10 protein-coding genes are annotated in these 12,225 nt (G+C 47.4%); 9 read left to right on the top strand and 1 reads right to left on the bottom strand.

Annotated features, from left to right (window positions below):
- The 6 genes from CSH92_RS16620 to CSH92_RS16595 all read left to right on the top strand — a co-directional run.
- Positions 1-73: EF-Tu C-terminal domain-related protein (locus tag CSH92_RS16620; RefSeq protein WP_164084782.1), on the top strand; the 73-nt coding region annotated here is incomplete at its 5' end.
- Positions 74-1,056: 983 nt separating this feature from the next.
- Positions 1,057-1,467: a type 2 periplasmic-binding domain-containing protein gene (locus CSH92_RS16615; protein ID WP_100658771.1), complete on the top strand. Its 411-nt coding sequence runs from the start codon at positions 1,057-1,059 to the stop codon at positions 1,465-1,467.
- Positions 1,448-2,743: a hypothetical protein gene (locus CSH92_RS16610; protein WP_100658770.1), complete on the top strand. Its 1,296-nt coding sequence runs from the start codon at positions 1,448-1,450 to the stop codon at positions 2,741-2,743. Before CSH92_RS16615 ends, CSH92_RS16610 begins: the two co-directional genes overlap by 20 nt.
- 9 nt (positions 2,744-2,752) lie before the next feature.
- Entirely contained in the window at positions 2,753-4,342 is a 1,590-nt protein-coding gene (locus CSH92_RS16605; protein ID WP_100658769.1) for a sensor domain-containing diguanylate cyclase, read from the top strand.
- A 165-nt stretch (positions 4,343-4,507) separates the two neighbouring features.
- On the top strand, positions 4,508-5,560 hold the full coding sequence (locus CSH92_RS16600) for an aldo/keto reductase (protein WP_100658768.1): 1,053 nt from the start codon (positions 4,508-4,510) through the stop codon (positions 5,558-5,560).
- A gap of 166 nt (positions 5,561-5,726) precedes the next feature.
- The gene (locus CSH92_RS16595; protein WP_420807517.1) at positions 5,727-6,908 is read left to right on the top strand and encodes a Na/Pi symporter; all 1,182 of its coding nucleotides are present in this window, start codon (positions 5,727-5,729) and stop codon (positions 6,906-6,908) included.
- 208 nt (positions 6,909-7,116) lie between these two features.
- On the opposite strand, the gene CSH92_RS16590 is transcribed toward CSH92_RS16595, so the two are convergent.
- Positions 7,117-8,280, bottom strand: coding sequence for a DcaP family trimeric outer membrane transporter (locus CSH92_RS16590; RefSeq protein WP_100658766.1), 1,164 nt, complete (start codon positions 8,278-8,280; stop codon positions 7,117-7,119).
- A gap of 324 nt (positions 8,281-8,604) precedes the next feature.
- Between CSH92_RS16590 and acs the strand changes: the two genes are divergently transcribed.
- From acs to CSH92_RS16575, 3 genes are all read left to right on the top strand, one after another.
- Positions 8,605-10,545: an acetate--CoA ligase gene (gene acs / locus CSH92_RS16585; protein ID WP_100658765.1), complete on the top strand. Its 1,941-nt coding sequence runs from the start codon at positions 8,605-8,607 to the stop codon at positions 10,543-10,545.
- Positions 10,546-10,556: 11 nt separating this feature from the next.
- The gene (locus CSH92_RS16580; protein WP_100658764.1) at positions 10,557-11,207 is read left to right on the top strand and encodes a response regulator transcription factor; all 651 of its coding nucleotides are present in this window, start codon (positions 10,557-10,559) and stop codon (positions 11,205-11,207) included.
- A gap of 121 nt (positions 11,208-11,328) precedes the next feature.
- Positions 11,329-12,051: a hypothetical protein gene (locus tag CSH92_RS16575; RefSeq protein WP_240612853.1), complete on the top strand. Its 723-nt coding sequence runs from the start codon at positions 11,329-11,331 to the stop codon at positions 12,049-12,051.
- Positions 12,052-12,225: the final 174 nt, after the last annotated feature.

Raw genomic sequence — 12,225 nt, 5'->3', positions numbered from 1 at the left:
AGGTTTACGCTTCGCAATCCGTGAAGGTGGCCGTACAGTAGGTGCGGGTGTTGTATCTAAGATTTTGGACTAATTGTTCAACTCTAGATAACACTAGAAATTGAAGAAGGCCGCATTAGCGGCCTTTTTTATTGCACGTGTTACTGTCATTCCTGCGCACGCAGGGATCTCCAAACCCATCGAGCAGTGAACTTTCTTTCTTCGATTTTCGCCTATTGCGCAGGTCGAGTACTATCGGCATCCATCGTGTGAACCCATCCATGGTACTACGCCCAGCCACGCCGTCCTTGGCGTGTCGTTCAGGCCTAGCCGAGCAGTGCTCGTCTCGAGACGGCCTTCACCCTTGTAAGCTTGAGCACCGGCATCCTTGCTGGTGACAGTTTCTGCTTACATACCCCTATCTACACAGCGGCTAGCGTTGGTGTGCAGCTGAACTATTTCCGCAATTTCAGCTCGGAGGCCGGGGTGACTGTTCAGGTTCCCGAGTGTCGCTGGCAGGGAGCCAGCGAGCAAGCCTACAGGGAAGTATCTACGGCGGCTCGGGAAAATGAATAGGCGCACTGGCCGGGAGAGCGGGCAACGGAGAGTCAGGCTTTGGTTCTTTGATTCCCGCTTTTTGCATAGGGAAGCGAATTTCCCAGCAAACCCGCGGTGAATACGTCCATATACGCTTGATGTCGCCATCCATGGCTCCAACAGTTTGCTGATAAACTCACTCCCCAATGCAACGGCTAGCAATGGTGTACAGCCCAACTATCACGTGATTCTAGTTCGGAGGGCGGGGAGACGGCGCTTAAGCCTAAAGGGAAGTATTTACAGCGGCTCGGGAAAGTGAATAGGCGCACTGACCACTTACACGCTTTGCTGTTCTATAGGTCGCTGTTTTAATTATTAAAAATAATCTGAAGGCTTGTATCCTAACACTTATAAAACTATGGGATTTCTGGCAAGTTTTACCGAGCTGAGTTACTATTAGAGCCAATGTCTATCGTTGTTTACCAGCCACGTTTAATGAAATTTTGTACTCATATGAGCGTTCGTTTAATCCGGAGTTGTATGCTTATAAGCGTATGTTTGCTCGGTTTTGTCGGGCAAGTGCATGCGAGTAGCTTAGTGGTGGTGGTGAATAAAAACAGTAACATCGCAGAATTATCCAAAAAAGAAGTCATTGATATTTATATGGGCCGCTATGTGCGGTTTCCGAATGGTGATCCAGTTAAACCTATCGATTTCCCAGAAAACTCAAATACCAAACAACAGTTTTACAAATTGTTGGTTAATCAGGATGAGCGCAAAATAAAATCTTACTGGTCGCGTTTGTTGTTCTCAGGGCGGGCGAAGCCGCCAGTTGAAACCTCTGACGCTGCAGAAGTCGTTGAGCTGTTGGTCAATAAAACCGATAGTTTAGCGTACGTTGATCGTTCACTTGTAACTCCGGAGATGAAAATTGTCTATCAGTTTGAATAATATTCGTCCGGTAAAGTTTAGGATAACAGCCGGACTCATAGGCATCAGTTTATTCTTACTCACAGCCTCGCGCTTGTCAGTCGCTGCCGAAATGTCCTTTTCGGGATTTGCTACGCTTGGTCTGACGTATGAAGGTCATAATGAGTTGGCGTACAGAAATACCCTTATCAATGCGGTCCACGACGGCGTGAGTTTTCCCGCTGATTCAGTGCTCGGTGGCCAAGTTAACGTTGAATTCAACGACCATTGGGAAGCTGTAGGGCAAATTGTTATTCAAGACCGTGCGGATACTGCATTTTCCAATTACATCGAAAAAGCTTTTGTGCGTTACAACGTGGATCGTAACCTTGCCATTCGTGTTGGCCGCATGGATAGCAATTTATTTATGTTATCTGACTACCGGCAAGTGGGTTATGCCTATCCATGGGCGAGGCCACCTATTGATTTTTATTCCGCATCGTCGATTATCGCCAGCATTGAGGGGATCGATGTTTATTATTCCTTCGATGTGTTAGGTGGTTTTATGAAGGCGGGAATGCTAGTGGGTGAAACTCAAGCCCGTTTGAATGGTGACAGTGGCCGCCTGCGTGTCGATTTCAAAGATGCCGTGGCCACTATTGTTGAGTTTCAAAAAGGGTACTGGCTACTAAAGATAGCGCACGCAGTTGGTGAGACTGACAATTTTGAATTCGTTGGCTTTGAAGAGTTTAGAGATGCATTCGACTTTGTACCTGAGGTCTTGTGGCCAGAGGCAAGTTCCGTTATTGATGGGATTGATCCTGATGGTGACCGGGTATCTTATACTTCGCTTGGGCTTAAGTACGACGACTTTACCTGGCAAGTACAAGCTGAGGCCGCGTACTTTAATTCTGATTGGACACTGTATCCAGCCGCGACGTTTGGTTACCTTTCAATTGGTCGTTATTTTGACCGCTTCCTCCCGTATGTATCAGTTTCCGGCTATCGCCCAGATGATCCCGTTACGCGTATCAATGCGCCTCAATTGCCACCGAATATACCTGCAGAACTCGCATTCACCATTAATGCGTTAGCCACACTGGGAGACGGCGCTACAACTGATGCATACGTTGATCAAACCACCTTAACGGTTGGTTTGCGCTGGGATTTTGCGGATGCATGGGCGCTTAAGTTTCAAGCTGATCATGTGCGGATCAAGGAGTTCGGTAGCGGGCTTTGGGGTAATGACGCTCTAGCAACCTTTTCGCAACCTCAAACTCTGAATGTTATACACTTAGGTGTATCAACGGTTTTTTAAGCGAATTGTGTGCTGCCAAAAAGTCAAAAACTCTATCTCCGCGTTGCCTTTGCTATTGGCATTGTGGCACTGCTGTCGTCACTTGTTACTGCAGGGGTTACCTATTTTTATAACTTAAGTCAGCAAACTCAATTAAACACGGAATTGGTGAATCAGCTAGCGAATAGCGCGACAAAAACTAGTGCCATCGCCGCTTACTTAGAAGACGATGATCTAGCCTTAGAAATCGTCAATGGTTTAGTTTCAAACAATATCATCAGTGCCGCATCTATTGTGAATTTTGAAGCCATGGCTATTCAAGCAGGCGACTTAACACAAGCCAGCCAGCGTATTTCCATCCCCTTGGTCCACCCTTTTGCGGGCGACGAAGTGGTCGGCGAATTAACCGTGTTCCCGAATCGCAGCTACATAGAAGAGCAGGCGCAAGCATTCAGCTTACAAAATGCATCGACACTCATTTTTCTTAGTTTTTTAATCGCTATTTTTGTCTCGCTATTGGTTCATCGTCGCTTAACACGGCCAATTAAAAATTTGACCTTGGGTTTTACCAAAGTCGACCCTAATGTGCCTGAGACCATGCAAACTATTGATATCGGTTATCGTCGGCGCGATGAAATTGGTGTGCTGGTGAGCGGTATTAATGCCTTGATGATTGCGTTGAAGCAAAACCTGCAAACCGAGCGTATTTTGCGCGAGCGCACGCAAACACTTGAGCAACGTTTTCGACTGATCTTCGAGCAGGCCAGTGCAGGTATAGGCCTGATTGATCACAATAATCAGTTCTTTACACTTAACCCTGCTATGCAAAATCTGTTCAATCAATCCTGCGATGGTGTGGATGTGACAACGTTATTTTCCGATAGTCCGCACGTGGCGACAACCCTAGAACAAATGCGCTCGCGCGAGCCTTTCAGCCAAGTCAGTATGGACCTTGAATATGAGAGTGAAGGGCAGCGTCGATGGTTACACTGCTTGTTTGCTAAATTAAGTGAGCAACGTGCAAAGCGCCGGTTAGGGAATGACATTCTTATCGAAATGATTGCCTATGATGTTACTGATCGCATCCAGCGTGAGCAAGAAACGCGCTTTGAGGCTGACCACGATTCACTCACACAACTACAAAACCGCCGTTCTGGTGAAGCGGCGTTGGAAGGATTATTGGACTCAGCGCTCGATCATGACGCAACCTTTGTGCTTATGATGATTGATTTGGACCGCTTCAAGCCTATTAACGATACATACGGGCACGATGTCGGTGATGAAGTCCTTGTGCTAGTCGCACGTCGCTTGCGCCGTCACTTTAATATGAATATGGATGTTTGTGTGCGTTGGGGGGGCGATGAATTTGTCATAGGCTTCAAGCATTCTAGATATAATGAGGCAGAAATAAAGTCACTGGCCCACTTGCTGTTGCAAGATATTTCCTCTCCCATGTCGATCAGTGAAACGATTACTTGTGAAGTCGGCGCGAGTATCGGTATTGTTTGTGCACCGCAGCACGGCACTACGTTGGATAGCTTATTGCAACAAGCCGATAGCACCATGTACAAAGTTAAGCAACGGGGTCGAAACAACTATCTAATTGCTGAGACCGAATAAAGACGCTCAGCAGCGTCAAAATCCTTCTCCTTTGCGACAGAGCGAGGCAACTGCTTCACTATTTTTATCGACACCGAAGAGAGAAAAAATAGGATTCGCACTATTAACATGGGTATCTAAATATGCTGCCATTGCTTAAATGGCAGAAACAGATTGTGAGGAATTATGCGTTTTAATCAACTCGGTAGCAGCGGATTATCAGTCTCAGAAGTATGCTTAGGTTCGATGACTTGGGGTATTCAAAATACGCAGGCGGATGCAGACGCGCAGATCCAGCTGAGTTTAGATGCTGGCATTAATTTTATTGATACCGCGGAAATGTATCCCGTCCCACCCAATGAACAAACTCAAGGTGATACTGAACGGATCATTGGCAATTGGCTTTCGCGCTACCCTGAGCGGCGCAAGGATCTAGTTATCATGACTAAAATTGCCGGTCCTGGGTTTGCTTACCTGCGCGATGCAAGCATGATTTCAGCGCACAGCATTGAGATAGCATTAGCGCAATCGTTACAACGCTTAAATACCGACTACATCGATGTGTATCAACTCCACTGGCCCAATCGCACCTCACCGCACTTTGGTAAACATTGGCCGAATCAGGTCAAAGCATCGCAAACCGATGTTGCCAGCGAAAAGGAGCGTATGCGCGGCATCGTAGTGGCCTTGGGAGACGCAATTAAAGCCGGTAAGATCCGTCATTGGGGATTGTCAGATGATACCCCATGGGGCATTGCGACTTACCTGTCGTTGTGCGCAGAAATGGGCGTGCCCCGTCCGGTGTCAATTCAAAATGAATTCAGTTTGTTGCACAGCAAAGATTGGCCGTATCTGATTGAGCATTGCGTATTTGAAGATATTGCTTACTTACCTTGGTCGCCGTTGGCCGGTGGTGCGCTTTCCGGCAAATACTTAAATGCAGAGCGCCCGGCGGGCAGTCGCTGGACTATGGTACAGCGGCAAGGACTGTTTCGCGATACAGCGCAGTCACGCGAGGCGATCCAGGCTTATGTTAACTTGGCGAATGAGCTCGGTATGACGCCAAGCCAGATGGCCCTGGCATGGTGTCGTCAAGTGGATGGGGTAACATCAACGATCATTGGTGCGACTACTGAAGCTCAGTTGCAGGAGAATATTGCCGCTTTTTCGCTAACACTAACCGACACTGATCTACTGGCAATTCAAGCCGTTCTGGCACGCTATCCAAGCCCATTTTAGAGAGTCTTATTGTTCGTTTAATCTTGATGGTGCGGTTAGAAATATTCGATTTTTAAACGTGCGATCCTATGGCAAGATCGCGGCTGTTTTTTACTGGTAACAAAACGGTCATGTAGCGGCATTAAACTGGTGCTATTGAACCGACCATGCCCGACGAGAGCAGACAATGATGACCCACTCTACCCCCAAAAGTGTGCTCAGTGACGAGTTACCCGTAGTCACCATTCCACCGTTATCAGGTGCACAGCGGTTGCGTCGTTGGCTATGGTTATGCGTGCTCGTTTGGTTGATGCTAACCGCGGTTGGCTTGATTGGAAGTGGGTTTAAGCTCGCCACAGCCGATCAGGCGAAAGAGTTGTTTGCTTTTGCCTCTAATCCGATAATGGGCCTCATTATCGGTATGGTGGGAACAGCATTAATTCAGTCCTCCAGCACGGTCACCTCAATCATCGTAGCCATGGTAGCAGGCGGATTACCCATAAGTATCGCGATCCCTATGGTCATGGGGGCCAATATTGGTACCAGCATCACCAATACGATTGTAAGTTTAGGTCACATTGCTAATAAACAAGAGTTCCAGCGTGCGTTCAATGCCGCTACTATCCACGACTTTTTTAATATCTTTGCGGTCTTAATATTTTTGCCGCTAGAGTTAATGTTTGGCTATTTGCAAAGTACCAGTGAAGCATTGGTTTCATTGTTTGCAGCTGGGGCTACTGCTGATGTTACTGGATTCAATCCAATCAAGGCCGTCACTTCTCCCGTCATCGATGGTATTGGGGCAATGCTTGCGGATCTGCCGGGATATTATCCGGGGATCATCAAGATTATGCTGGGTATCGCGTTAATTGTGCTTTCCATTACTCTGATGGGGCGCATTATGAAGTCGCTAATGGTGGGAAAAGCGCGTGATATACTTAACCGCAGCATCGGGCGCGGTCCGATCAGCGGTATCGCCTCAGGTACAGTTGTGACTGTTTTAGTCCAAAGTTCATCAACCACTACGTCGCTGATGGTGCCTTTAGTGGGCAATGGGGTGCTCTCTGCGCGGGATATCTATCCATTTACTTTGGGTGCAAACATCGGCACCTGTATCACCGCGTTGATCGCGGCACTGGCTATCACCGGGCCAAATGCAGGCTTAGCACTGCAAATCGCATTAGTGCACCTACTGTATAATGTCAGTGCGGTGGCACTGATTTTTGGTATCAAGTTGCTTCGTGAGCTCCCATTTAAATTGAGCTTTAAGTTATCCCACAAGGTGGCAGAGCAGAAACTCTATGGCGTAAGTTATTTGCTTGGTGTTTTCTTTGTGTTGCCATTGTCCATCATTTTTCTTAGCAACTAGTAAGAGTTGAAGCACATCTTATTTACCTTTACGCGACTACCGCAAATAGGTGCTTGGAGGCTGTTTTCGCTAGGCTACACAATGCTAACTCACGCGCAGCGGCGGCTTATGTTCAGATTACGTTGTAACAGTTCCAGCCAAGACCGAAATAAAAAAGCCGAACAGAGTTGTTCGGCTTAACGTGTCGATTAAAAGCTAATTATAAGGTTTAGAACGCATACTTGGCTGATAGCTGCAGACGATTCATATCACCCTCAAGTCCGCCCTCAGTTTCGCGTTTAGCAAACGCATATTCAGCCCCAACAGTGATCGCTTTGGTGGGTGAATAAAGCAGGTTTGCCCGTGCACTGTATGTGGACTCAGTGACACTCATACCGGTTAAATTCGTATCGTTATCGACATCCAGTGCAGAGAACATAAAGTTAGAACGGGTTTGCTCGTTCCAGCTATGACGGTAGGCAATGGTATAGCCTGTAGAGTCAATCGCTTCAAGTTCACCAGCCGCGTTGATCACAGCACCGTTTGCAGTGTTTAAGCCAATATAGCGTCCGAGACCACCGCCAGTGCTCACCGAGAAGCGAATATCGTCACCGTTCCCGAGCATCACTTTACCTGACACGCTAATGCCGATACTGGTTTCGTCTTCATCAATACTTACACCATCGTCATACGACAATTGACGGAACAAGCCAGCTACTTTGATGTAACCCCAATCCTGCTTAAAAGTATAGCGCGCGACCATATCCGGCAGGATATTGTCATCTGCGACAATTCGAGCTCCGCCACCAAATGGGGTGATGGTGGTTTCCGGATTCTCTGCGGAGAATTCCCATGCACCGTTGGTATACCGCACCAAGGCTTGGCGATCGAAGATAGTACCGTCGGTGGTGCCGATGAAGTCTAAGCTTTCAGGGAGCGCGCCCACATCCATAAAGGTTGACCAGGTTTGACCAATGGTCCAATTCTTATATTTTACAAAGGCATGGCGAATGCGTGGCGTCCAAGAGCTACTGATCCGGTCGTTACCATTCGGTGTGGCTAGCATATCAAATTCTAAAACACCGGTAATCGTATCGCCCTCTTCCGTGGCCGTGTTGGTTGTGAAGCGAAAGCGCGACTGACGTGCATGGATATCCAGCTGTGCACCCTCATCGTTGCCGGTTACAGGGATCAATGCAGGCACATAGAAATCACGATTGAGGTTACCGGTTGCCAGCGAGCCTTCACTGTAGTTGCTCGCAATAGCGTCAACTTTGATATAGCCGGAGAATTTGACATCAGTACTACCAATAGTAGCGGCCTGAGTGACGGTGCTAAAGCCAGCGCAGGCGAAGGCGACAATAGCTGCAGTTTTCTTGAGCGTAGCATTCATAATAGTGTCCTATGCAAGTATCTGTTTAAAGTTAAATCAATGTAAAAATTGCGTTAACATGCACTCTATTTTGCGCAAAAACGGAAAAATGCAAATAAGCCCTTCGTCTATTAGACTAAAGTCGTATATTGATGCAGATCATATGCTTAGGTTGATTTTCACTGGCGTTATTTAGTAATGTTCTTAGCGCAGCAAGCAACCGCGGTAAGACCAAAGTCGAATTTTGGTTTTGTTCAGAATCGCTACAGTTAGAACACATTTTTTAGCGAGCAATACAGTCCCGCTGTGATCGCATTTACCTAATTCAACTGCTGGAGGCAGCGTATGGAAGTCAAAACTTATCCGGTTCCAAGTGCAATAAAAGACAAAACCTTGATGACCGATGAGCAGTACTTGGAAATGTATCAGCGTTCAATTGATGATCCTGAGTCATTTTGGGCTGAGCAGACATCGATTCTAGAATGGTTTAAGGCTCCGACGCTGATCAAAAATACGTCTTTTGCGCCTGACAATGTCTCAATTAAGTGGTTTGAGGATGGTGAGTTGAATGCCAGTTATAACTGTATTGATCGCCATCTTGCCGACAATGCCACAAAAACCGCCATCCTATGGGAAGGTGATGAGCCAGGGAAAGCAGAAACTATTACCTATCAGCAACTCCACTATGAAGTGTGTAAGCTCGCGAATGGCTTGAAAAAGCTTGGCGTAGGCAAAGGCGATCGCGTTGCGTTATATATGCCAATGGTGCCACAAGCGGCCTATGCGATGCTGGCTTGCGCTCGCATCGGTGCCGTGCACTCGGTGATATTTGGTGGTTTCTCACCAAATGCTATCGCTGACCGCATTAATGACAGTGAAGCCAAGGTTGTGATCACCTGTGATGAAGGACGCCGCAGTGGCAAAAGCGTGCCATTAAAAGCCAATGTTGACCAAGCATTGGCCAATGGCGCTTGCCCTTCAATAAGTGCAGTGTTGGTGTATAAAGTCACTGGCGGCGATATTAGCTGGAATGAGCTGGACGTTGATTGGACCGAATTGACAGATTCGTGTTCTGCGCAGTGCGAGCCTGAGGTCATGAATGCGGAAGATCCGTTGTTTATACTCTACACTTCAGGGTCGACGGGTAAGCCGAAAGGCGTGTTACACACCACGGGCGGGTATCTACTGTATACGGCATTGACGTTTAAATATGTTTTTGACTATCACCCTGACGACATCTATTGGTGTACGGCCGATGTAGGTTGGATCACTGGCCACAGTTATATGATTTATGGGCCGCTGGTGAATGCTGTTACGCAAGTGTTCTTTGAAGGTGTGCCCACCTACCCCAGTGTGAAGCGGATCGCCCAAGTCGTCGAAAAGTACAAGGTTAATCAGTTATATACCGCACCGACGGCCATCCGTGCTCTGATGGCTCACGGCGATACGCCAGCCGAAGGTTGTGATATCTCATCGTTGAAAATCTTAGGTTCGGTCGGTGAGCCTATTAACCCTGAAGCATGGGAATGGTACCACCGCGTATTTGGCAGCGATGAGTGCCCGATTGTTGATACTTGGTGGCAAACTGAAACAGGTGGGGTGATGATTTCGCCACTACCGGGGGCTACTGCATTAAAACCGGGCTCGGCGAGTCGCCCGCTATTTGGTATTCAGCCGGCGTTATTTGATGCGGATGGGAATGAATTGGCTGAGGCTGCTGAAGGTAATTTAGTGGTCAAGGACAGCTGGCCGTCTCAAGCACGCACCGTGTATGGCGATCATAAGCGTTTCATTGAAACCTATTTCAGTACTTACAACGGGGTTTACTTTACCGGCGACGGCGCGCGCCGTGATGCTGATGGTTACTATTGGATCACTGGGCGTGTTGATGACGTACTTAACGTATCCGGCCATCGCCTCGGTACCGCAGAAATTGAAAGTGCATTGGTCGCACACCATGATGTCGCCGAGGCGGCAGTAGTGGGTTATCCTCATGACATTAAAGGGCAGGGCATCTACGTGTATGTGACCCCGAATGAAGGTGTCGAGGTTAACGACGAACTCACTACAGAATTGCGTGCGTGGGTGCGTAAGGAACTTAGTCCAATCGCGACACCGGATAAGATCCAGTGGTCACACGGACTTCCGAAAACGCGCTCAGGTAAAATTATGCGTAGGATCTTACGTAAAATCGCTGCAAATGAGCATGATCAGTTGGGCGACACATCAACATTGGCTGACCCGTCGGTTGTTGATACACTCATCGCGGAGCGCTTAAATAAATAACAAGGAATCGCATGATAACGATACTGATTGCTGATGATCATCCACTTTATCGTGATGCATTAAAGGGCGCATTGGCAGCCTCGTTATCTGAGATGACCCTGCTTGAAGCGTCAGATCTGGCGCAGACGGTTGAGGTGTTAGAAAACAATGAGATCGACCTCTTGTTGTTAGATCTCCACATGCCGGGTAGTCAGGACCTGTTTGGGTTACTCCACGTACGCAAACTTTTTCCTGACGTGCCAGTGGCAGTGGTGTCTGGTACCGAAGATACTGTAATCATTTCTAAAATCGTCGGCGTTGGCGCCTTGGGCTTTATTCCCAAGACCGCCAGCAGTGCTGATATTGCAGCGGCGGTCAGTGCTATTTTGGATGGTGAAGTTTGGTTACCTGAGAATGTCAGCGACAAGATTGAAGCCGTTGATGAAAGTTTTTCAAAGTTGGCTGATCAAGTAGCCAGCTTAACGCCTTCGCAATATAAGGTGCTTTGTTATATGCGCGATGGCTTGTTGAATAAGCAAATTGGTTACAACTTGGATATTGCTGAAGCCACCGTTAAAGCCCATGTGACCGCGATATTTAAGAAGCTCGGGATCAACAATCGCACGCAAGCCGTATTGATCGCTTCACAACTAGAGTTAGAGCCTCCTGCCAGCATTCACTAAGCGTACGAATGACTTACGCTTAGTCGTAGAAACTTTCAGATATACTCCTATAGCAATTTTAAGCCGATTTGGCATACTCCGCGTATATTTCCTCTGAGTTAGTAGTTAAGGAACTTCTTGTATGATGTTTAAACGTTGTTTAGCCGGGTTAGCCGCGCTGATCATGGTCAGTAATGCTGCGCACGCGACTAACACGTCGGGAGTGCACGGGCCGGCGATCAATCCGAATGATAAGTCAGCCATGTATCGCTTAGGGTTCACCCCAGGTGAAGATGGCGATCCCGATGGTTGGGCGCACCGCTTTCATTATCAACAGGCATTTAATGAGGATTTTCGTGGTCGGGTTATCGTACAGTTTCGCGATGTTAATGAGTCCTTTGAGTATGATTATCTGCGCGCTGAGTTGTTATGGCATTTTAAAAAATCGGGTGCAGATAATTGGGATAGTGGTTTACGCTTTGATATTCGTACCCGCAAAGGCAGTCGCCCGGAAAAGTTTGCGATTAACTGGACCAATCAATGGCAGGTATCGGAAAAATGGCGCGTGCGAGGTATTGTGATTGGCGGTTGGGACTTTGGTGGCACTGCGAGCGGTGGAACTACCTTGGAAACGCGCGCTAGCGCAATGTATAAGCTGACCAGTGGCGATAGTGTTGGAGTAGAAATGTTCAACGAGTTTGGCAAAGTCAGTGATATGGGCTCGTTTGACGATCAAGAGCATTCGATTGGGCCAGCGTATAGCGGTAAAGTAGAAGGTATCAAGTATAAACTCGGTTATTTGGCGGGCGTTTCGAATAGCGCCAATGACCATACTTTTAGACTATGGCTAAGCACGTCGTTTTAAAAACAGGCCAGTGAAAAATAATCGTAAGACTCAGAGTAGCACTATGTTTCTCTGAGTCTTTTTGTTTCTGTACTAAACTTGGTTATTCATGTGCCCTGGTCTATGCGACGAAAAGTTCATCCGCAGTTCCTTCTAAAATTCTCTGCGAGTGTATAAAACGTAACATTACGGAAG

This window comes from Neoalteromonas flava, assembly GCF_002807685.1.
Taxonomy (GTDB): Bacteria; Pseudomonadota; Gammaproteobacteria; order Enterobacterales; family Alteromonadaceae; genus Alteromonas_E; species Alteromonas_E flava.
This window is presented reverse-complemented; position numbering and strand designations above follow the sequence as displayed.